The sequence below is a fragment of the Zymobacter sp. IVIA_12111.31 C1 genome, from assembly GCF_047495495.1.
Taxonomy (GTDB): Bacteria; Pseudomonadota; Gammaproteobacteria; order Pseudomonadales; family Halomonadaceae; genus Zymobacter.
Genome location: NZ_CP179930.1, coordinates 1,004,095 through 1,026,134 on the forward strand (window position 1 = coordinate 1,004,095; position 22,040 = coordinate 1,026,134).

Consider the following 22,040-nt stretch of genomic DNA (forward strand, 5'->3'; position numbering starts at 1 on the left):
CCACAACAATGATGGTTGTTCGAGGAGCTCCCGATGAGACATTACAACTTCAGCCCGGGCCCGGCGACATTGCCCGAGGCTGTACTGGAACAGGCACAGGAAGAACTGCTGGACTTTCACGGTCTGGGCGCTTCCGTCATGGAAATCAGCCATCGCGGCCCTGATTTCATGGCGTTGGCCGAGCAGGCAGAAGCCGATCTGCGTGAGCTGATGGGCATTCCTGATAACTACCGTGTGCTGTTCCTGTCCGGGGGGGCCTCGACACAGTTCGCCAGCGCGCCGCTCAATCTGGCAGCGCAAGGGCGTCCCAACATCATTGATAGCGGTATCTGGTCGTCTAAGGCGATCGACGAGGCCAAGCGTCTGACCGGCGTGCACGTTGCTGCGTCCACCAAAGACAGCAACTATTCGCGTGCACCGCTGCAGGACGAGCTGGTGATCTCGGATGATGCGGCCTACCTGCACTACACCGATAACGAAACCATCGGTGGCGTGCAGTTCGACTACATTCCGCAGGCCATCATCGGCGGTCAGGACGTGCCGGTTATCTGTGACATGTCATCGTCCATTATGGGACGTGAAATGGACGTGTCGAAGTTCGGCATGATCTACGCCGGCGCCCAGAAGAACATTGGGCCGGCTGGCATCACGCTGGTGATCGTGCGCGATGACCTGCTGGCACGTGAGCCAAAGGCAGGCATTCCCACCATGCTTGACTATCGCACTATGGTGAAGACCGATTCCATGTACAATACGCCGCCGACTTTTGCGTGGTATCTGTGCGGTCTGGTCTTCCAGTGGATGAAACGTCAGGGTGGTATTCCGGCCATCGCCGAGATCAATCAGCGCAAGGCATCGAAGCTGTATGCCGCCATTGATAACAGCGACTTCTATTCCAACCCCGTGGAACTGCGTCATCGCTCTATCACCAACGTGCCTTTCATTCTGGCGGACGAGTCGCTCAACGCACGCTTCCTCGCCGAGTCGAAAGCCGCAGGGCTTCTCAATCTGAAGGGGCATCGCAGCGTCGGTGGCATGCGCGCCAGTCTGTACAACGCCATGCCAGAGGCGGGCGTCGATGCACTGGTGGACTTCATGAAGGCCTTCGAACGCGATCACGGATAACCGCATCACAAGGTAAGTACGCTCGATGAATGAATCGAAGGATCTTGATCAGCAGAACGCGCTGTCGCTCGATGCATTGCGCAAACGCATCAATGCGGTCGACAGCGAACTGCTGTCGCTGATCAGTGAACGTGCCCAGCTGGCTCAGCGTGTGGCCGAAGCCAAACTGGCGGAAGACCCCGATACGGTCTTCTATCGTCCCGAGCGCGAAGCTCAGGTCATGCGGCGCATCATGGCGCTCAACGAAGGTCCTCTGTCCGACGAAGAGATGGCTCGACTGTTCCGTGAGATCATGTCTTCCTGTCTGGCGCTTGAGCAGCCTGTCAGTGTGGCCTATCTGGGGCCTAACGGCACCTATAGTCAGCAGGCGACGCTGAAGCACTTCGGTGGTGCCGTCGAAGGCGTTCCTGTCGCCACTATCCCCGATGTCTTCCGTCAGGTCGAAGCGGGGCAGGTTGCGTACGGGGTCGTCCCCGTCGAGAACTCCACCGAAGGTGCGATCAACCAGACCTTCGATATGTTCGTCAGCTCCAATGTGCGGGTGTGCGGGGAAATCTTCCTGCCTATCCACAACAACCTCATCGGGCGTCGCGGGGCGCTCGATGAGCCGATCGAACGTATTTATTCCCATTCGCAGCCGTTGGCACAGTGCCGCGGATGGCTTGCCGTGCACTATCCTCAGGCAGAGCTGATCGCCGTATCCTCCAATGCTGAAGCCGTACGGCTGGCTGAGCAGGACAAGAACGGTGTTGCTATTGCAGGATCGCACGCGACCCACTATTTCGATGTCGATGTTCTCGTGCGCAATATCGAGGATCTGGCCAGCAACGTGACGCATTTTCTGGTTATCGGGCGTGAGCCTGTGGGGCCGAGCGGCGATGACCGCACCCTGCTGCTGGCGTCCGTGCATAACCAGCCCGGTGCGCTCGAACGCTTGCTTGAGCCGTTGAGCCGCCACGGCATCGACATCACGCATCTCGAATCGCGCCCTTCGCGTGTCCAGCCGTGGCATTACGTCTTCTTTGTTGAAGTGAAAGGGCATTGTGAGGATGGCCCGCTGGCGCAGGCCTTGGAAGAATACGAAGGCTCGATGATCGATATCCGTGTTTTGGGTTCTTGGCCCTCAGCGGTTATCTGATTCTTTGATGAAGGCAGCGGCTCTATGGGTCGCTGCACCATTTCTTATCGTTTGCAGTGCCGCGACGGCCGTGAACGCAGATTGCAACAGGTATAGGCGACGTGAAGCAAAGGCCCACGCCCCAAGAGTCGGGCATCCTTATCCTTGGGGTAGGAATGATCGGAGGTTCGCTTGCCGCCGCATTGAAGCAGCAAGGCTATCCCGGCGTCATTCGCGGTAGCGATGTGCGTGAGGAAGAGCTGGTGCTGGGGCAGCAGATGGGGCTGATCGACAGTGGTGATACCGATCCTTTGACCCAGCTCGATGGCATTTCGATGATCGTTCTGTGCGTGCCGGTGATGGCGATCGGGCCGCTGATTGAGCGCCTAGCCCCTCATGTCGCCGACCGCGACATCGTCGTGACGGATGTGGGGAGCAGCAAAAGCGTCATCCGCGATGCCGTCGTGGCCTCCATGGGCTATCTGCCGCCGTGGCTGGTACTGGGGCATCCCATTTCTGGGGCGGAACATACCGGTGTAGCGGCAGCCGATCCCGAGCGCTATGTCGCGCACAAGGTGATCCTTACACCAGAACCGCAAACTGCCGAACGCTATGTCGAGCGCGTCGCTGCCGTGTGGGAAGCCGCCGGAGCCGAGGTGGTCACCATGTCGGTCGAGCGGCACGACGATATTCTGGCGCGAACCAGCCATCTGCCCCATCTTCTAGCCTTTTCTCTGGTCGATACGTTGGCGCGTCAAGATGAAGGGCTTGATATCTTCCGCTACGCCGCCGGTGGCTTCCGTGACTTCACCCGTATCGCCGGGTCCGACCCAGTGATGTGGCGTGACATCTTCCTTGGCAACCGCGATGCCGTATTGGGCGCTTTGGACGACTTCGAGGCGGGCTTGGCGCGCTTACGACGTGCCATAGAGGAGGGTGATGCCGAATCCCTTCACGCTATCTTTCAGTGCGCCAGTCAGGCGCGACACCACTTTCAGACCCTGTTGAACCAGACTACTTCATGAGTGAGCAGACCATGACTCAGCACAATGTTCGTTATCTTGCCCATCAGGGCGGCAGTGTCCGTGGCCGCATCCGCGTGCCGGGCGATAAATCCATGTCGCACCGTTCCATTATGCTGGGCGCACTGGCTGAAGGTGTTACCGAAGTGGACGGTTTCCTTGAAGGCGAAGATAGTCTGGCTACGCTCAAGGCCTTCCGTGCCATGGGCGTACAGATTGAAGGGCCTGATAACGGGCATGTCACCATTCACGGTGTCGGTATGCACGGTCTGAAAGCGCCGCAGGGCGATCTGTATCTGGGAAATGCCGGTACGGGGATGCGTCTTTTCTCCGGCTTGATGGCAGGGCAGGCGTTCGACAGCACGCTGACAGGTGATGCTTCTCTGTCGAAGCGACCAATGAACCGTGTTGCGGATCCGTTGCGTCTGATGGGGGCATGCATCGATACAGCCGACAAAGGGCGCCCGCCGCTGCATATTCACGGCGGTCAGCCGCTCAAGGGCATCACCTATGACATGCCAATGGCCAGTGCTCAGGTGAAATCCTGCCTGCTATTGGCGGGCATGTATGCCGAAGGCGAAACGCGTGTGACGGAGCCGGCACCGACGCGAGATCATACTGAGCGCATGCTCAATGGTTTCGGTTATGAAGTGCGTCGCGAAGGGGCGACGGCCATCATCCAAGGGGGCGGGCGTCTGACAGCGGGTGCGATTGACGTACCGGCAGATATCTCTTCGGCTGCTTTCTTCCTCGTTGCTGCGTCCATCACGCCGGGGGCTGATCTGGTGCTTGAGCATGTTGGGATCAACCCCACGCGTGTCGGCGTCATCAATATCCTTAAGGCCATGGGGGCAGACCTCACCTTGTCCAACGAGCGCGAAGTGGGAGGCGAGCCGGTTGCCGACATCCATGTTCGCTACGCGCCGTTGACAGGCATCGACATTGACGATGAGCAGGTGCCGCTGGCCATTGATGAATTCCCAGTGTTATTCATCGCTGCCGCCAATGCTGAGGGCACAACCCGCCTGCGCAATGCCGCAGAGCTGCGCGTCAAGGAATCCGACCGCATCCAAGCAATGGCTGACGGCCTAGCGGCCATCGGCGTTGAGCACACCGTCTATGATGACGGTATCGATGTTGTCGGTGGCACTTACCATGGCGGTCGTATCGACAGTCACGGCGACCACCGCATTGCTATGGCCTTTGCCGTTGCGGCACTGTGTGCCGAGGGTGATATCGACATTCTGGACTGCGCCAACGTGGCGACGTCCTTCCCGAACTTCAAAACGCTGGCCGATACCGTTGGCATGCGTCTGGATGTGATCGAGGAAACGGCATGAGTGAGGTGCCAGTAGTCACACTGGATGGCCCGGGCGGCGCAGGGAAAGGTACGATTTCCAGCATGTTGGCGGCCAACCATCGTTGGCACCTGCTGGATTCTGGCGCGCTGTATCGCCTGACGGCGCTGGCCGCACACAACCACGGTGTCGATGCCGCAGATGAAGCCGCCGTAGCGCATATCGCGGAAACACTGGATGTTTGCTTCCTAACGGAGGCTGATGCCTCGGTGAAGGTGATGCTGGAAGGCGAAGACGTCTCACATGCTATTCGTCAAGAAGCCATTGGCAATGCTGCTTCGGTGGTAGCCAGCATTCCTGCAGTGCGCGATGCGCTCCTGCAACGTCAGCGCGATTTCGCTATTGCCCCGGGCCTGATCGCGGACGGCCGCGACATGGGAACGACCGTTTTTCCTGCCGCAGTGCTGAAGATATTCCTAACGGCTTCGGCCGAGGAGCGTGCTCGGCGGCGTATGAAGCAGTTGCAGTTAGCGGGTATTTCTGCTAATTTTGGGAGTCTTTTAAGAGATATTCAGGTTCGTGACGAGCGCGATCAGAATCGCAGTGTTTCACCTCTGAAACCTGCAGACGATGCCATCGTGCTGGATACGACCGAACTGAGTATACCGGACGTCGTCGCTCGCATCGAAGCTCTGCTGGATGAGCGGTTGAAGGCTTGAGTTTAGCGGTTCGATTCACGACGATGGTCGCTGTGCGCACGGTGGCCAGACGCCATATCCGGATGCTCTGGGAGTACGTCAACGAAGCGGTACGTCATCATTCATTCCAACGATGCGAACCGTTTCCAAACCGGCGGTAACGTCTCCAGAGTGCGTAGAATAGGCCCACGCTAGTCGGTGGTGTGGAGAAAAACGGTCTTTGACCGTCATCACGTTGATCACGTAGGAATATCATGAGCGAAAGCTTTGCTGAACTGTTTGAACAGTCTCTGAATGACATCAACATGGAGCCGGGCGCAATCGTCGAGGCTACAATCGTTGACATCGAAGGCGATTGGATCACCGTTAACGCGGGTCTGAAATCTGAAGGTCAGATCCCGGCGTCCCAGTTCAAGGACGAAAGCGGCCAACTGAACGTTAAAGTGGGCGACACTGTTAGCGTTGCACTGGAAGCAGTCGAAGACGGCTTCGGTGAAACTCGCCTGTCACGCGAAAAAGCAAAACGCGCTGAAGCTTGGAAAGAGCTGGAAGCTGCATTCGAAGACGACCAGATCGTCAAAGGCGTGATCAACGGTAAAGTCAAAGGCGGCTTCACCGTAGACGTTAACTCTATCCGTGCGTTCCTGCCGGGTTCTCTGGTTGACGTCCGTCCGGTACGTGACACGACTCACCTCGAAAACAAAGAGCTGGACTTCAAAGTCATCAAGCTCGATCCGAAACGCAACAACGTTGTTGTTTCCCGTCGTGCCGTTCTCGAAGCTGAAAACAGCGCTGAACGTGAAGCTCTGCTGGCGACCCTGCAGGAAGGTCAGCAGATCAAAGGTATCGTCAAAAACCTCACAGATTACGGTGCATTCGTTGATCTGGGCGGCGTTGACGGCCTGCTGCACATCACGGACATGGCATGGAAACGCATCAAGCATCCGTCTGAAATCGTTGCAGTAGGCGACGAAATCAACGTGAAAGTGCTGAAATTCGACCGCGAACGCAACCGCGTTTCTCTGGGTCTGAAACAGCTGGGTGAAGATCCGTGGGTCAACATCAAAGCGCGTTACCCGGAAAACACCAAGGTCAAAGCACGCGTCACTAATCTGACCGACTATGGCTGCTTCGCAGAGCTGGAAGAAGGTGTTGAAGGTCTGGTTCACGTATCCGAAATGGATTGGACCAACAAAAACATCCATCCGTCCAAAGTCGTCAACGTTGGTGATGACGTCGAAGTTATGGTTCTGGATATCGACGAAGAACGTCGTCGTATCTCTCTGGGTATCAAACAGTGCACTCAGAACCCGTGGGAAGAGTTCAACTCTACCTACAACAAAGGCGACCGCGTTTCCGGTACCATCAAGTCCATCACTGACTTCGGTATCTTCATCGGTCTGAAAGGCGGCATCGACGGTCTGGTTCACCTGTCTGACATCTCTTGGTCTGAAGCTGGTGAAGAAGCGGTTCGCAAATACCGTAAAGGTGACGAAGCTGAAGCCGTCATCCTGTCTATCGATCCGGAACGCGAACGTATCTCTCTCGGCATCAAACAGCTCGAGAGCGACCCGGTTGCTGAGTTCCTGGCCGTCAACGACAAAGGCGCTATCGTTTCCGGTCGCGTTGTTGAAGTTGAGCCGAAACAGGCACTGGTCGAACTGGCTACTGACGTCGTCGCTATCCTGAAAGCAAGCGAAATCAGCGAAGAGCGCATCGAAGATGCGACTACTGAACTGAAAGAAGGCGACGCTGTTGAAGCACGCATCGTCAACGTTGATCGCAAAACGCGTACCATCAACCTGTCTATCCGTGCGAAAGACCAGGCTGAAACTCGTAAAGCGATGAACACGCTGCGCGAAGAAGAACCGGAAGTTGCAGGTCCGACCACCATCGGTGATCTGATCAAGCAGCAGCTCAACCAGGACTGATCTGATCAGCTCTGAGTGAGACCGATGTGAATTGCCCGGGCCTTGCGCCCGGGCAATTTCGTTTGAGGTCTTGTCTTTTATAGCAAGAGGTTGAGCAAGGAAATGTATCGGAAGTGGTTGACGGCAGTTGCGGGCAACATCATGCTGCTCCACGCTCCACGCTCCACGCTCCACGCTCCACGCTCCACGCTCCACGCTCCACGCTCCACGCTCCACGCTCCACGCTCCACGCTCCACGCTCCACGCTCCACGCTCCACGCTCCACGCTCCACGCTCCACGCTCCACGCTCCACGCTCCACGCTCCACGCTCCACGCTCCACGCTCCACGCGCCGCCCACGCTCCACGCCCACGCCCACGCTCCACGCCCACGCCCACGCTCCACGCCCACGCCCACGCTCCACGCTCCACGCTCCACGCTCCACGCTCCACGCTCCACGCTCCACGCTCCACGCTCCACGCTCCACGCTCCACGCTCCACGCTCCACGCTCCACGCTCCACGCTCCACGCTCCACGCTCCACGCTCCACGCTCCACGCTCCACGCTCCACGCTCCACGCTCCACGCTCCACGCTCCACGCTCCACGCTCCACGCTCCACGCTCCACGCTCCACGCTCCACGCTCCACGCTCCACGTTCTCATGATTGCAATACCTTAATGCAGACTGCTGCATGGTAGTGTGTCGACTCAAGAGAGGGTGGCAGTGATTGCAATGTTCGCTTTTGAAAGAGGCAGAATAAGTGTGGTTGTATCCTTTAGGAACATGTTGGCGGGAGGGGGAAATCAAATGGCGCTTTTTCTTGACCATGGCTTCATGATAAATGCGTGGTTATAGGGTATATGCGCAACCTGATGCCAACACACCGGGCATTCCAGAAGGATGTACCATAGACGACGTTTATGTAGGTTTTTAGTGCTGTAAATCCTTTTTTGTTGGTAGCGAAATGCTTATGGTGCCTATATTTTACAATCATCTGCTGTTCGCTTATCATGTCGTACAATCTGGAACACCTCAAAGTACCGCACGTGCAAGGATTCATTCTCCATGAAAAAGTTAAACGGCCGAGACTTATTAGCGTTGGGGTTTATGACGCTAGCACTGTTTCTCGGAGCCGGTAATATCATCTATCCGCCCCTTTTCGGTTTGCAGCAGGGAGACAATACGTGGTATTTCGCCTGTGGCTTCTTGCTGACAGCAGTTGGCTTGCCTGTCCTAACCATAGTGGCGCTGGCGCGCGTCAATGGCACCATTCAGGTGCTGAGTCATCCTATCGGGCGGTTCTGTAGCGTACTGTTTGCCGTTGTTTGCTATCTCGCGGTCGGGCCGCTGTTCGCGACGCCACGTACCGCCACGGTTTCCTATGAGATCGGTGTCCAGCCGTTTTTGTCCGAATCTCTGCTGGGAAGCCGTTGGCCGCTCGCCATCTATTCGATCTGTTATTTCCTTGTCACTATGGTGGTGTCGTTCTACCCAGGACGCCTGCTGGATACGGTGGGCAAGGTGCTGGCACCCGTAAAGGTCATCGCCATTTTGCTCTTGGGTGGAAGCGCGTTCGTGATGAGTGCCTATCTTGTGCATTCTGGCGTTAGTATCAGTGCCAATGATAGCCGTTTCAGTATCGTTAGCTCGGGTATCAGCAACGGTTACCTGACAATGGATACGCTGGGTGCGCTGGTGTTCGGCATCGTCATCGTGCGTGCAATCCAGTCGCGAGGCGTAACGGACAAAGGGCTGGTGACGCGCTATGCCATTATGGCTGGTCTGATGGCCGGGCTGGGGTTGGCTGTTATCTATATCATGCTATTCCGGTTGGGCATTGACAGTCAGCAGATTGCGATGGGCGCCGACACTGGGGCCAAAGTGCTGAGCGCATACGTAAAGAACGTATTCGGTATCGTTGGCAATTTCATTCTGGCGTTCCTGATCATCATTGCCTGCTTGGTCACGTCCGTTGGGCTGACCTGTGCGTGTGGCGAGTACTTTGGTCGATTGCTCAACAAATCTGAGAAAATGATCACGGTGCTGCTGGTTGTCTTCTCGATGGTCGTCTCGAACTTGGGCCTCAAAGAGCTCATTAAGTTCTCCGAGCCGCTGCTGTACGGCCTTGGCCCCATCTGCGTCGTCTTAGTGCTGCTGAGCCTTGGCAACAGTTTCTGGCACAACCGCCGTCTTGTGATCGTCCCGAGCATGATCGTAGCGCTGATATTCGGTATTGCGCAGGCGTTGCGTGCTATTGATTGGAGTGCATCTATCTTTGTAGGTACAGGTCTGGACAAGATGCCTCAGGCGCTGAAGATGAGTCTGGGGCACTTGCCGCTATACGACCATCAGCTGGAATGGGTGCTGCCTATTACCGTGGTTGCTGTGATATCGATCATCATCGATGTCTCAGTAAGGCCTGCTTCTACGGATAACTTCATAAGATAAAGAATATCTTGTCAAATTTAATTCACCACGGGGCCTTATGGCCCCGTTATCATATGTGAACAATGATATTCTTCCCTCTGTTGTGTATGGCCGTCGCCATATCTGGCAGAGGCCTTGATGAAAAAGAGGGACTAATGACGTCACTATCGAAAGCGGGGCGTAAACGTAGCGACAAAGCCCGACAGGCTATATTGAAGGCCACATTGGCATTACTGGATGAAAAGGGGTTTAGTGGTTTGGCTGTCGAAGCGGTGGCTGCGCGTGCAGGCGTGGGCAAAGCTACGATCTATCGTTGGTGGAAAAGCAAGGCTGCGCTGGCCATGGAAGCCTTTATGGAGGGGGTGTCTGACGAGGTCTCGTTTTCACCCTCCGAGTCGGCGTGTGAAGACATCCGGGATCAGCTCATCAAGATTGTGGCGCTCTATCACGGGCATGCCGGGCGCATCCTGTGTGAAGTCGTCGCCCTAGGTCAGAGCGAGCCGGATGTACTGACATCTCTGGAAACGGAATATCTGGATCGGCGGCGTGAAAAAGTGAATGGGCTGTTGGATCGCGCTATCGCTCAAAAGGAGATCCGGCCGGATATCGACAAGGATGTCGTAGTGGAGGCGCTGTATGCACCGATCTTTTGCAAGATGCTGATGCGCTTGCGGCGCTTCGACAAGGAATACATCAGTGCACACTTCGACCTCATCATGCAGGCCATTCGCCTCTGAATGATGTGTTCTTCCTCTTACGGCAGACATAGCGGCGTCCATTTTGGACGCCGCTTTTCATTTCAGCGGGAGGACAAGGCCTTGATCATGCCCATCAGCATTGATAGCTCTCGCTGCGATAGGTCGGCGCGCTGGAAGATGTTGCGCAGCTTTTCCTGGGTGTGAGCGTGAGGTTGGTTGAAGAAGCCGGCGGTCTGCAGCGCATCGTCTAGCTGAGCGCAGAAGTGGTCGAACTGAGCGCGCGGTGGGCGTGGTTCATCGTGGCTGTCATGGGCTTGGCTGAGCGTCGGAAAATGATCCGGTGCGGCACGGCGTGCAGCATTGCGCAGTTCGTATGTGCACAGCTGGACAGCCTGTGACACGTTGAGTACTGGATGTTCGGGGTTGGTTGACAGCGAGAGCTGGTGTGTGCAGTGTTGAAGCTCTTCGTTGGTCAGGCCGAAACGCTCGCGGCCAAACACAAGAGCAACCTTGCCGTGGTGAGCGCGAGCCACGGCTTCCTTCGCCATGTCGTCACCTTCATCGAAGTGCGGCAGTGGCATGTTGCGCAGGCGGGCGCTGGCACCAATAACGCATACGCAGTCAGCAACGGCATCTTCCAGTGTGGCGTGCACGATCGCTCGATCAAGTATGTCGCTGGCACCTGTTGCCATGCGAGTGGCTTCTTCATCAGGGAAGCAGCGGGGCACAATGAGATGAAGATCCGAAAGTCCCATGGTCTTCATGGCGCGAGCCGTCGCTCCAATGTTGCCGGGATGATAGGTCTGAACCAAGATGATGCGAATATTGTCGAGCATGAAAGTAACCGCTGATGGGAGTGGCGTGGCTGCTTAGTGTACAGGGAGCGTTAGTATACAGGGCTGGCGCGCAATGGTAATGAAAAAGCCCCCGTACCTTGGGGTACGAGGGCTTCGTTCGTCAGCGGAAGCTGAAGAATGGGGTGGGGGGATTACATCATGCCGCCCATGCCACCCATGTCGCCTGCCGGAGCAGCAACTTCTTCAGGATCGTCTGCTACCATGGCTTCGGTAGTGATCATCAGACCGCCTACGGAACCAGCGGACTGCAGCGCTGTGCGCGTTACTTTGGCCGGGTCCAGAACGCCCATTTCGAACATGTCGCCATATTCGCCAGTGGCAGCGTTGTAGCCGAAGTTGCCTTCGCCTGCTTTAACGTTGTTGACGACAACGGAGGCTTCTTCACCTGCGTTGGTAACGATCTGACGCAGCGGTGCTTCGAACGCACGCAGTGCGATCTGAATACCGTGAGTCTGTTCGTCGTTATCGCCTTTCAGGTCTTTCAGCTTGGACAGAACGCGGACCAGTGCGGTACCACCGCCAGGTACGACGCCTTCTTCGACGGCAGCGCGAGTAGAGTGCAGCGCATCTTCAACGCGTGCTTTCTTCTCTTTCATTTCGACTTCGGTAGCTGCGCCGACACGGATAACGGCAACACCGCCTGCCAGTTTGGCAACGCGTTCCTGCAGTTTTTCGCGGTCGTAATCGGAAGAAGTTTCTTCGATCTGGGCACGGATCTGAGCAACGCGTGCTTCGATGTCTGCTTCAACGCCTGCGCCATCGATGACTGTAGTGGTTTCTTTGGTCATGGTAACGCGACGAGCAGTACCCAGGTTTTCTACGGTAGCCTGTTCGAGAGACAGACCGACTTCTTCAGAGATAACCGTACCACCTGTCAGGATAGCGATATCCTGCAGCATGGTTTTGCGGCGATCACCGAAGCCCGGTGCTTTGGTCGCAGCAACCTTGACGATACCGCGCATGTTGTTGACCACCAGAGTAGCCAGCGCTTCGCCTTCGATGTCTTCGGCGATGATCATCAGCGGTTTACCCGCTTTGGCAACGGCTTCCAGTACCGGCAGCAGTTCGCGGATATTGGAGATTTTCTTGTCGACCAGCAGCAGGTACGGGTCTTCGAGTTCGACGGACATGGTGTCCTGGTTGGTCACGAAGTACGGAGACAGGTAACCGCGATCGAACTGCATACCTTCGACTACTTCCAACTCGTCTTCGAAGCCACGGCCTTCATCAACGGTGATGACGCCTTCTTTACCCACTTTCTCCATCGCTTCAGCGATGATGGTACCGATAGTGGTGTCGCCGTTGGCGGAGATCGTCCCGACCTGAGCGATGGCTTTAGCATCTTTGCTCGGTACGGACAGCGCCTTGATTTCGGCAACGGCAGCCAGGACGGCTTTGTCGATACCGCGTTTCAGGTCCATCGGGTTCATGCCCGCGATGACACCTTTCAGGCCTTCATTGACGATAGCCTGAGCCAGAACGGTTGCCGTAGTGGTACCGTCACCAGCAGCGTCGGAGGTTTTGGAAGCGACTTCCTTAACCATCTGAGCGCCCATGTTCTCGAACTTGTCTTTCAGTTCGATTTCCTTAGCAACGGAAACACCGTCTTTGGTGACGGTCGGGGCGCCGAAGGATTTTTCCAGAACGACGTTGCGACCTTTCGGCCCCAGAGTCGCCTTGACGGTATCAGCAAGAATGTTGACACCGCGAGCCATGCGCTTGCGCGCGTCATCGGAGAAACGGATCTGTTTAGCAGACATGTTGTTCCAACCTCAATAATCAAGTCACAAACGGTTATGACGGAAATGACACAGCGCCGTCAGATCAGTCTTCGAGCACACCCAGAATGTCGGTTTCGCTCATGATCAGCAGTTCTTCGCCGTCAATTTTCTGTTTCTTGACGTGGTAGCCTTCGTCGAAGACCACAACATCACCAGGTTTGACGTCGAGCGGACGTACTTCACCGCTTTCGAGAATGCGGCCATTACCCACGGCAATCACTTCGCCACGTGTCGGCTTTTCCTGTGCACTGCCAGGCAGGACGATACCGCCAGCTGTTTTCTGTTCTTCTTCTACACGGCGAACGACGACGCGCTCGTGCAAAGGACGGATCTTCATGGATTGTGTTCTCCTGAGTCACTTGATTGTCGATCTTGAAGGTCAGAAGACAAGAAAATGGGGATTCATCTGACCGCCAGACAGAACCGACGGCGTCGGTTCTAATCGAAACCCTGATGAGTGGTTCGTCTCACTAGATAAGGCCGCTCTTTCGCTTTTCAAGAGCACGGGCCAAAAATTTTTTACTTTTGTCACAGAGGACTGCCACTGTGCCCATCAGCATGAGCTCAATGCTGGCGGGGTTCATCATCGCGGCGCGTATCGCGTTCAATGTATTCGCCTTCGATGATGTTTCCTTCGTGTGAACGCGTCGTTGAGGCTTCGCCTTCATACGTGTGACCGGTAGTACCCGAGCGACGGCCGCGGCGTAGCAGTGTAGGCAGCACCATAGCGAGGCCAAGTACGTCGCTGATCGGCCCCGGCAGTATCATCAGCAGACCGCCCAGCAGGAACGCACTATTGCGCATGATGCCGCCGAGCGACTGCTGACCTTCTGCGAGGCTGGTCTGCATGTCCTGCAGTGTTTGCCGGCCTTCCTTGCGCATGAGCTGAACGCCACAGATGCCGCTACCGATGATGAGGGCCAGCGTGGCAATGGCGCCGAAAGAAGAGGCAAACAGAATCAGCGCCACGAAATCGATGATGATGTAGACGCCCAGTATCGTTCGAATAGGCATGGGATCTCCCAGATGAAATGCCGTGAGTTAAGGATATGGGCGCCTTCCGATCGCAATTCAATGGCGGGGCCACGATTGGACTACAGGGTGGCTTCAGGAAGCAGGCCTATATCAGAGCATAGCGCAACAGTATGAAGGGCTATGGCTTCATCTGTATATGTATAGACGCTGTATCCATCAGGAAGTGCTATGGCCGATGAAAGCTCAGCCGCTGTTCGAGAGTGTTTGCCAGCCTCTGGCCGATGCCCTTGACGCGGGTCAGATCGCGAGCATCGATAAAGGCACCGTGCTGCTGACGTTCTGCGACGATAGCCGCGGCCTTGCGCGGGCCTAGTCCTTTGAGTGTTTGTAGGTCGTCGGCGCTGGCATGGTTAGCGTCAATCACGCGCTGTTCAGTGGGTGTGTCAGACGGTGTACAAGGTGTCTCGGCTTCAGCGGGTAGAGTGACACTCAGCAGCAACAGCAATGCAATGATAGAGCGTGGCATAGGCATGACCGTTCTCCGATGATGGTGAAAATCCACGGTGCCTACGGATAGCGGCGCCCCAAGGCGCGCCTTGAGGGCTAAAGGGGAGCGTCTCAACTTTGCCATACTGCGTGCGAGACGGTATAAGAACGGGCACCTGCACTGCTGCGAGTGCTTCCATTCATGATTGAGGGAATGTTCATGCAGAAACCCATTATTGTCGCGCTGGACCATGATCGGCTGGATGATGCCTTGGCAACGAGCGATTTGATCGACCCAGCGCTGTGCCGAGTGAAAGTAGGCAAGGAGCTGTTCACATCTGCGGGGCCGGCTGCCGTCAATGCTTTGCATCAGCGTGGTTTCGATGTCTTCCTCGACCTCAAGTTTCACGACATTCCCAATACCGTTGCCAAGGCCGTGCTGGCAGCAGCGGATCTCGGCGTTTGGATGGTGAACGTCCATGCAAGTGGCGGCGAGGCGATGATGGCGCATGCCGCCAGTGCATTGGCACAGCGTAACCTGCCGACCAAGCTGATCGCGGTTACCGTATTGACCAGCATGTCGGAAACCGACCTGAAACAGGTCGGTGTCGATGGCGGTATCGATGCACAGGTGTTGCGACTGGCGACGCTGGCACAGCGCGCAGGCCTAGACGGTGTTGTCTGTTCGGCGCGCGAGTCGGCAGCGCTGCGAGAAGCGCTAGGAGATGAGTTCCTGAAGGTGACCCCGGGCATTCGCCCAAGCTTTGCGGCGGTAGATGATCAGCAGCGGATCACGACGCCCGCAGAGGCGCTGACCAATGGCAGCACGCATCTGGTGATTGGGCGTCCCATCACGCGCGCCAAGACGCCGCGCGAGGCGCTGGCGCTGATTCAGCGAGAAGTTGAAGGGGTCTTGAGCACGCGCTGAGCCGGTGTTTCACGCTGGGCTACGACCGGGTCGACGCTATCGCGCGGCTTGATAGTGGCCCAGCGTTTGCATTTAGGGCAGTGCCAGTAAAGGTGCGTATAGAGTGTGCCGCATTTCTCGCAGCGAAAGCGCGGTGTATGCGCGTCAAGGCGCTGAAGATGATCGTGAAGCTGACGAAGCATGTTAGCCGCGCGCTCATTGTTTGGGGCCGACAGTTCAAGCATGGCCTGTCGTGAACGTAGCAGGGCCAGAAAACCGATGCCTCTCAAGTGAGGCTGTTGTTGCTGGAGCGCGTCAAGCTGTGCCGCGACGGTAGTGATGCCTTCTCTGGCAACGCCCAACTCTGCACGCTTGATGACTGCCTCCATGCTGTGCGTGGCGTGGATCTGATCGTCCAGAAAGCGCATCAGCCCCTGTTCATCGTCGAGTAATCGGAAGGCCGCAATAGCGCGTTCGATGATGATCGGTGCGAAGTCGGGCGACTGGGCGGCAAGGCGTTCCAGCATTTTGATTTCATCACGATAGCGCTGCTGGCGATGGTAGTGCTCTGCCTGCAGCCAGTAGGCGCGGACACACTGCGCATCAATGGACAGCGCCTTCTTGAGATGGCGGCGCGCTGCACGGTCATCGTGGCGTCGGAAATCTTGTTCCGCCAGCTCACAGTGCCAGTGAGCGGCGGCGCAACGCAATTCCTCTTGGCGGGCCAGCAGCGATGACGGAACCAGATCGAGTGCCTGCTGCCATTCGCGTTCCTGCTCGTACAGCTGGATCAGCAGTTCACGCGAAGCACCGCGAATATCGCTGTGCTGGGAAGTATCCACGAGCGGGCGCAGCAAGTTTTCCGCGCGATCGAGCACGCCGAGGTGCATAAAATCGCGCGCAAGCTCAAGCTGCACCTGATCATTCTGGCGGTCGTTTAGTGCCGGACGGGCCAGCAGGTTCTGGTGCAGACGTGCCGCGCGGTCGGCCTCGCCTCGCATGCGGAAGAGATTGCCCAGTGTGATGTGGGTATCAATGGTGTCACTGCTGACCTCTAGGGTCTCGACGAAAGAATCCAGCGAACGGTCGGAGTGTTCGTTCAGCAGATAGTTGAGGCTGGCTAAGTAGTCCCGCGACAGCGCGGGCGGAGCCTCAGCCGCATCGTCTCCCTTGGAGGGCTTGCTCAGACGTCCAAGCAGCCATCCAATGGCAATAGCGACGAACAGTACGATAAGGATCAGCAGATTCTGCATGTCACTGCGTTCCTTGCGGAGACTGAGCAGAGTGAGTGGACTGAGATGCTGTCCGGGCCGAAGTCTGGCGGCGCAGGCGTGTCAGACGCCGATGGAGACGAAAATAGTGGCCTCCCATGGTCAATATTCCAATGACCACGCCGATGCCGAGTGAGAGCAGAAGCCACAGCGCCAGTGAGGCGGGGGGCAGGGTGACCCACAGCAGGTCAAGCGGTACCTGGTACTGGTTGTGCAGTGCAAAGCATGCACCGACCACAAGCAGCACCAGGGTAATAAGGCCTAAAGCGAGGCGTTTGAACCAGCGCATGCACGTCTCCCATGGTCAAGGGTGTTGGTCGAAGCCTATAAGCTTAGTAGCCCAACGTGCGGCTGGCGTTAACCTGTTCTCGCAGTTCCTTGCCGGGCTTGAAGTGCGGGACGTACTTGCCTTCGAGCGGTACCGGATCGCCTGTTTTGGGGTTGCGGCCAACGCGGGGTTCACGGTAGTGCAGCGAGAAGCTGCCGAAGCCGCGAATTTCGACGCGACCACCTTCCGCAAGCGTGTCGGTGATGTCATCCAGAATCTGTCGTACTGCGCTTTCAACGTCGCGCAGCGCCAGATGTGGGTGGCGATTGGCAATTTGTTCGATCAGTTCGGACTTGGTCATGAATGTACTCTCTATGCGCAAAATCCCTAATTACTTGTATCTATTGTATTAGTGCGTAAAGGCCTGTCTTGCAACCTTTTCGGATTCAGCATAGCTGCGCCCTAGGACAATGACAATCTTCACAAAGCAATGAAATACATTTGATACAAGCCCCTATGAGGCGTGAGCTATGGTCGCCTCGCCATCATCCATGATCACCTTGCAGCAAGGGGAAACTTCATTGATGCCCAATGCCTTTGACCAGCCTGTAATCATAAGGTTGCAACGCTCGCAGTGCCAATGGATGCTTGCTGCACTCATCATGATCGCAGCCATTCTGCTTGGCTTTTGGTGGCGCGTACAGCCTCATTTACTGTTGCCGTTTACGGTCATGATCGCTTGCCTCCAAGGGCAGCGTTGCGTCTTGCCGCTGCTGAAATATCATCGCCACCAGTGGTGGCTGTTTCAGGGTGCCCAGTGGCAGCTCGTCACCCTTGAGCCTTGTTATATCGGTAGCTGGCTGATGAGCATGACGGTTGAAAACAGGAATATCATCGTCTGGCCCGACAGCTGCACGCCTCGTGAGCAGTGGTATCTACGCCGTGCGTTGCTGGCCCGTCAGCGCGCTCGGTTGGAAGAAGAGCCTGCTCCCTCTCTTTGGCGGCGCTTATGTTGCTGGATTCTAGGCTAAATCTACACCGCATTATATCTGATACGACGCGTTTCTATACGGATCGTTCCCATCCTATAAAAGAATATAGCGAAGGTGAAGCGGGATGCGCATGGCGGCGTTGTACGGAAATAAAGGGGGAGTAAGTAGGAGATAGACACTGAATGCCCCCAATGGCGCTGGAGCGCTAGCGTGCTTTTGCCCTTTGCACGAGAAACAGCGACCGGGCCTAAGGGTAGTGTCTTGCGGCGGAGAGTGGATAGTCGATGAAAAAAAGCCCCTGCAAAAGCAAGGGCCGGTATGAAATAGCGCTGCAGGGTGCGGTTCAGTCGCTCAGTACGTAGCCGTGACTCGCGCGCTTGCGCAGGCGTCGGCTGGGCAGGCGTTGAATGTTGGACAGTGTGGTCACCAGCGCTGATGTCTGCTGCGAGAGCTCCCTGTTCAGCCACAGATAGCCACTGGGGCTGAACAGGGCCTTGCCCGAATCACTTTGCGCATTGAGCGCAGTATCCGCATAGGGTTGTAGGTCGAAGTTGTCCATGTCGATCTTGATCGGTTGGCCGGTGCGGATTTCATAAGCCAGTGTGCTTAGTGCACCCGCCAGCTTACGCTGCTGTTCGCGCAGGCCTGACAGACCTTCGATCAGATCGTGTCCGTCGCGCGTGTCCCAGTGGGTTTCGATCAGCAGTTCGACGGTCGAGATCATACGGCGCTGCAGTGACAGGATATCGCTAAAGGTGCCTCGTTTGACGCGGCCTTCACGGTGCACTGCTTCGATCAGCGCGCGCTGCTTGACCAAGCGTGTTCCCGCTTCCTTCATCAGTTTTGAAGTGTAGTCGGGGTCGTATGCGCCGGTGCGGGTATGAATGCGATACACGCGCGATAGACGGTCGAGGTTGCCTGCCAGCATGAAACGCATCACATCTGTCGCTTTCTGCGGCTGGATGATGATTGAGGTCAGAATGGCTGCGCTGGTGCCGATGAGTACGTTGCAGGAGCGCCATACCGCAACGGAGGTGTCCAGTGTTCCATCCCCCAGCACCATGACGATGGTGATGTTGAACATCGATACGCTATAGCTGTAGCGGGATGAAAAGGAGAGATAGCTGGCAATACCGACGGAGGCCACCATCAACAGCGGCAGAAAATGGAAGTCCTGTAGGAACGGTAATGGGGCGTTGGGAAAGTGGACTTCGCGAAGAAAGGGGATTTGAAGTGCGATGATGCCGAATAGCCCGCCGATGATGGTGCCGGCCAGTCGTTGCAGCCCTTTTTCGACGACACCGCCGATATGCGGTAACCCCCCCATGACCATGACGACACTGACCAGTGCCCAGCTGCCGTGTTCAAGATGAAACAGCATGATGATGGACAGGGTGATCAACATGGCCACGCAGCCTCTCACGGTATGAATGAGCTGGCGGTGACGATAAGTGAAGAATGGATCCAGAAATGGCAGTGATCGCATAGTGATGTGATCTGACTTCGCAAGAGTGGATGAACGACGGGAATTAGGGATCTCATCGGCCGATGGCGGGCAGGCTGAAGCACCGTCGCGGGCATTATACGCACCGCGGATCATAAACCCAGGGGGCGATGATGTCGCATGGCGGCGATCAGGCATGCAGGGGCCCGAGCATACGCCTGCCGGGCCTTATTCGCACTACTGATGTTATGTATTATCGGAAGTCTTCAGCCGACACGTGCCAATGGAGCCCCGCCGTGGACAGTGTCGCCATCGCGCCATACGGCCAGGCATGATTGACGGGGTAGTGCCCGAACGGCAGCTGGTGGTGCAGCGGGATGTTCAGCGGTGCCAGCCATTCCGCCAGTGCGGCGTGGCTGCTGGTGGTCGCGTCGCCTTGTCGCGTGAAGCTGCCAAGGCATACGCCGCTGAGCCAGCGAGTGTCCAGCGAAGACAGCAGCTGGTGAAAACAGCGCTCAATGCGGTAGTCGGCTTCGCCCACTTCCTCGAGCATTAGCAGTGTCGGGCGCTCCAGTACCATTGCTCCCGGCGTTCCGCACAGACTGGCCAGTGTGACTAGGTTGCCACCGCGCAGCTGTCCGCTCACGGTCATGTCCGGCCCTGCAAAGCGTACCGTTTCCATATGGCCGTCGGTGTGCGCATGCACGTGTTGCAATGACCGCATTGACTGCCAACGTGCATCGGTTTCTTCGGGGGGCCAAGGGGACACGAGTGCCAGCTCTGTGGCAACGGGGGCGTGAATGGCCGGTAAACCATGGCGATAGAACGCTTCTAGCAGTACGGTTACGTCGGAATAACCCACCAGCGCTCGCTCGGGATGACGGGCGATGCGTGTCCAGTCGATGAGTGGCAGAAGATGGTCGGCGCCGTAGCCACCGCGCAGGCACCACACGACGTCAGCGTCATCGCGTTCGAAGGCTTCGTGAAGGTCATTCACGCGCTGCTCTGCCGTGCCGGCCAGATAGCGATGTCGGTCGAGCACATGCTGGCCGGAGACGACGGTCGCCCCTAGCTGGCCCAGACGTTGCAGAGTCAAGGCATAGCGTTCCTCGTCGACGGCACCTGATGGGGCGATCAGCGCAACGCGAAGAGATGCGCGTTCAGGGGAAGAAAAAAACGTATGCATTGTTATGATGCTCCTGAGGAACAATAGGGAGTAGGGTAGAAGACCTGCGTCTGATAGGCTGGTGGTCATCCCGCCTATCGCTGACCGCACAGGCTTTACCGTGCGAGCGCGCTGTATAAGTGAATAGTGCCGCGAAACGGTTTATGAATACAGTCTATGGGCACCTTGATGTCAGGAGAGTTCATGTCAGATCACGCTTCTTCTTATCACGATGAACGTCCACGTACGACGGCTGTCACGGACAGCGACCGCGTTGCCGTGCTGCAGGTGGCCGTGGTGGCACTGTCCGAGCTACTGCGTCAGCAGTCTGCTGAAATGCAAGGGCGTTGGGTGAACTGCCTGCAGCAGACGCGCGATATGCCTGAGAACCTGCCGTTGTCGCCCGCCTTTGATGAGTTGTTGGCGCTGGTCGACCATGTGCAACGTGATGAATAAGCGGACTTCATTGCTCGACCGCGATGACCCTGTTTTCATAAAATGAGTATATGCTTTCCGGAGCGTGCCACGATGATGTGGTGAGCCGTATGCCAACGGTAAGCCAATCTTTCCTCCACTCCTGTGCTGCAAGGACGCCTGTTCGACCATGAATATTCCGAATATCCTCACGCTGATCCGGATCGTGTTCATCCCATTGCTGGTGGTGAGCTATTACCTGCCGGGTACATGGAGCTATTCCATCGCAGCCTTCCTTTTCGGTGCCGCTTCGGTAACGGACTGGTTTGACGGCTTTCTGGCGCGCCGCTGGAATCAGAGTACCCCCTTCGGTGCTTTCCTCGACCCCGTGGCCGACAAGCTGATCGTGGCCATTGCGCTGGGACTGCTGATCGAGCGCTATCATGTGGCATGGATGACACTGCCGGCGTTGGTCATTATCGGGCGTGAAATCGTCATTTCCGCACTGCGTGAATGGATGGCTGAACTTGGCAAGCGTGCCAGTGTGGCGGTGTCCTATATCGGTAAGCTGAAAACGACCCTGCAGATGTTCTCTATCTTCGTGCTGCTCGGTACGGCACCTTATACGGTCTACAACATCGTGGGCATCGTCATGTTATATGCAGCGGCACTGCTGACGCTGTGGTCGATGATCAACTATCTGCGTGCTGCATGGCCGGAGTTGACCCGCGAGATGTAATATCGGTATCGACCCCTGTTCTTCCGCAGGGGTTGACAGATTGCCGGTGAGGGCTATAATTGCTTTCGAAATCAAGCGGGAATAGCTCAGTTGGTAGAGCGCCACCTTGCCAAGGTGGAGGTCGCGAGTTCGAGCCTCGTTTCCCGCTCCAGAATTGAAGGATCACTTGCTGGTCCGTGAAAAGAGCCTCTAGGGGCTCTTTTTTTATGCCTCGATATTTTCCTTTCCAATATCTGTTTTGCCCAGAACATAGACGGCTGATGCTGGCTCGCGTCTTAACAGCGGAAGGCGTACGGGTTGACGCGTCCGTCGTACAGTATCCCGTAGACTTTCGCGCAATACCTGATCAATGCGTCAGATGTGGTGATGGCGTTCACGCCCCTTTCCGATCAAGCTAGCTGGGCTATCCCGCCGCTTATGCGGTACCGCTATTTTATTATCAAGT

Annotated in this window: 20 protein-coding genes, 1 tRNA gene and 1 pseudogene; 12 read left to right on the forward strand and 10 right to left on the reverse strand. The window is 56.6% G+C overall.

Going from position 1 to position 22,040, the window contains the following annotated elements; all coding sequences use genetic code 11:
• Positions 1-33: 33 nt before the first annotated feature.
• The 7 genes and pseudogenes from serC (at position 34) to ACMHYW_RS04520 (ending at position 10,335) form a co-directional block, all read left to right on the forward strand.
• Positions 34-1,125 (forward strand): 3-phosphoserine/phosphohydroxythreonine transaminase, encoded by a 1,092-nt coding sequence (serC, locus tag ACMHYW_RS04490; protein WP_414501072.1) that lies wholly within the window; start codon positions 34-36, stop codon positions 1,123-1,125.
• 25 nt (positions 1,126-1,150) lie between these two features.
• Positions 1,151-2,263, forward strand: coding sequence for a prephenate dehydratase (pheA, locus tag ACMHYW_RS04495; RefSeq protein ID WP_414501073.1), 1,113 nt, complete (start codon positions 1,151-1,153; stop codon positions 2,261-2,263).
• Between the two features lie 155 nt (positions 2,264-2,418).
• Positions 2,419-4,604, forward strand: a pseudogene (locus tag ACMHYW_RS04500) (bifunctional prephenate dehydrogenase/3-phosphoshikimate 1-carboxyvinyltransferase).
• Complete coding sequence (gene cmk / locus ACMHYW_RS04505) at positions 4,601-5,281, forward strand: (d)CMP kinase (RefSeq protein WP_414501074.1); 681 nt, start codon at positions 4,601-4,603, stop codon at positions 5,279-5,281. The pseudogene ACMHYW_RS04500 and the gene cmk overlap by 4 nt, the downstream one beginning before the upstream one ends.
• A 233-nt stretch (positions 5,282-5,514) precedes the next feature.
• On the forward strand, positions 5,515-7,191 hold the full coding sequence (gene rpsA / locus ACMHYW_RS04510) for a 30S ribosomal protein S1 (protein ID WP_414501075.1): 1,677 nt from the start codon (positions 5,515-5,517) through the stop codon (positions 7,189-7,191).
• 1,045 nt (positions 7,192-8,236) lie between these two features.
• Positions 8,237-9,619, forward strand: a complete 1,383-nt coding sequence (gene brnQ, locus ACMHYW_RS04515; protein ID WP_414501076.1) for a branched-chain amino acid transport system II carrier protein — start codon at positions 8,237-8,239, stop codon at positions 9,617-9,619.
• A gap of 134 nt (positions 9,620-9,753) precedes the next feature.
• On the forward strand, positions 9,754-10,335 hold the full coding sequence (locus ACMHYW_RS04520) for a TetR/AcrR family transcriptional regulator (RefSeq protein ID WP_414501077.1): 582 nt from the start codon (positions 9,754-9,756) through the stop codon (positions 10,333-10,335).
• A gap of 62 nt (positions 10,336-10,397) precedes the next feature.
• On the opposite strand, the gene ACMHYW_RS04525 is transcribed toward ACMHYW_RS04520, so the two are convergent.
• The 5 genes from ACMHYW_RS04525 to ACMHYW_RS04545 all read right to left on the reverse strand — a co-directional run bounded on the left by ACMHYW_RS04525 (position 10,398) and on the right by ACMHYW_RS04545 (position 14,441).
• Positions 10,398-11,132: an RNA methyltransferase gene (locus ACMHYW_RS04525; protein WP_414501078.1), complete on the reverse strand. Its 735-nt coding sequence runs from the start codon at positions 11,130-11,132 to the stop codon at positions 10,398-10,400.
• Positions 11,133-11,284: 152 nt separating this feature from the next.
• A complete protein-coding gene (groL, locus tag ACMHYW_RS04530; protein ID WP_414501079.1) occupies positions 11,285-12,913 on the reverse strand; it encodes a chaperonin GroEL in 1,629 nt (542 codons plus the stop codon).
• 64 nt (positions 12,914-12,977) lie between these two features.
• Positions 12,978-13,271, reverse strand: a complete 294-nt coding sequence (locus tag ACMHYW_RS04535; protein ID WP_027706050.1) for a co-chaperone GroES — start codon at positions 13,269-13,271, stop codon at positions 12,978-12,980.
• A 227-nt stretch (positions 13,272-13,498) separates the two neighbouring features.
• Complete coding sequence (locus ACMHYW_RS04540) at positions 13,499-13,948, reverse strand: FxsA family protein (RefSeq protein WP_027706051.1); 450 nt, start codon at positions 13,946-13,948, stop codon at positions 13,499-13,501.
• A gap of 187 nt (positions 13,949-14,135) precedes the next feature.
• Positions 14,136-14,441, reverse strand: a complete 306-nt coding sequence (locus tag ACMHYW_RS04545) for a ComEA family DNA-binding protein (protein ID WP_414501080.1) — start codon at positions 14,439-14,441, stop codon at positions 14,136-14,138.
• 168 nt (positions 14,442-14,609) lie between these two features.
• Here ACMHYW_RS04545 and pyrF point away from each other — a divergent pair, with 168 nt between their 5' ends.
• Positions 14,610-15,323, forward strand: coding sequence for an orotidine-5'-phosphate decarboxylase (gene pyrF, locus ACMHYW_RS04550; RefSeq protein WP_414501081.1), 714 nt, complete (start codon positions 14,610-14,612; stop codon positions 15,321-15,323).
• On the opposite strand, the gene ACMHYW_RS04555 is transcribed toward pyrF, so the two are convergent.
• The 3 genes from ACMHYW_RS04555 to ACMHYW_RS04565 are packed head-to-tail and all read right to left on the reverse strand — an operon-like array spanning position 15,287 to position 17,202.
• Positions 15,287-16,555, reverse strand: a complete 1,269-nt coding sequence (locus tag ACMHYW_RS04555; protein ID WP_414501082.1) for a lipopolysaccharide assembly protein LapB — start codon at positions 16,553-16,555, stop codon at positions 15,287-15,289. The two genes, pyrF and ACMHYW_RS04555, sit on opposite strands and share 37 nt — an antisense overlap.
• 1 nt (position 16,556) lies before the next feature.
• Positions 16,557-16,862, reverse strand: a complete 306-nt coding sequence (locus tag ACMHYW_RS04560) for a lipopolysaccharide assembly protein LapA domain-containing protein (protein WP_414501083.1) — start codon at positions 16,860-16,862, stop codon at positions 16,557-16,559.
• Between the two features lie 43 nt (positions 16,863-16,905).
• Positions 16,906-17,202, reverse strand: a complete 297-nt coding sequence (locus ACMHYW_RS04565) for an integration host factor subunit beta (protein WP_414501084.1) — start codon at positions 17,200-17,202, stop codon at positions 16,906-16,908.
• Positions 17,203-17,485: 283 nt separating this feature from the next.
• Between ACMHYW_RS04565 and ACMHYW_RS04570 the strand changes: the two genes are divergently transcribed.
• Complete coding sequence (locus ACMHYW_RS04570) at positions 17,486-17,872, forward strand: hypothetical protein (RefSeq protein ID WP_414501085.1); 387 nt, start codon at positions 17,486-17,488, stop codon at positions 17,870-17,872.
• Positions 17,873-18,176: 304 nt separating this feature from the next.
• Here ACMHYW_RS04570 and ACMHYW_RS04575 read toward each other — a convergent pair whose 3' ends face one another.
• Together ACMHYW_RS04575 and ACMHYW_RS04580 are read right to left on the reverse strand one after the other, a co-directional pair.
• Positions 18,177-19,238: an FUSC family protein gene (locus tag ACMHYW_RS04575; protein WP_414501086.1), complete on the reverse strand. Its 1,062-nt coding sequence runs from the start codon at positions 19,236-19,238 to the stop codon at positions 18,177-18,179.
• Positions 19,239-19,530: 292 nt separating this feature from the next.
• Positions 19,531-20,463, reverse strand: a complete 933-nt coding sequence (locus tag ACMHYW_RS04580; RefSeq protein ID WP_414501087.1) for a S66 peptidase family protein — start codon at positions 20,461-20,463, stop codon at positions 19,531-19,533.
• 183 nt (positions 20,464-20,646) lie between these two features.
• On the opposite strand from ACMHYW_RS04580, the gene ACMHYW_RS04585 reads away from it, so the two are divergent.
• From ACMHYW_RS04585 to ACMHYW_RS04595, 3 genes are all read left to right on the forward strand, one after another.
• A complete protein-coding gene (locus tag ACMHYW_RS04585; protein WP_414501088.1) occupies positions 20,647-20,898 on the forward strand; it encodes a hypothetical protein in 252 nt (83 codons plus the stop codon).
• A gap of 148 nt (positions 20,899-21,046) precedes the next feature.
• Positions 21,047-21,595, forward strand: coding sequence for a CDP-diacylglycerol--glycerol-3-phosphate 3-phosphatidyltransferase (gene pgsA / locus ACMHYW_RS04590; RefSeq protein WP_414501089.1), 549 nt, complete (start codon positions 21,047-21,049; stop codon positions 21,593-21,595).
• A gap of 75 nt (positions 21,596-21,670) precedes the next feature.
• A tRNA-Gly gene (locus ACMHYW_RS04595) sits at positions 21,671-21,746 on the forward strand.
• The last annotated feature ends 294 nt before the right edge of the window (positions 21,747-22,040 follow it).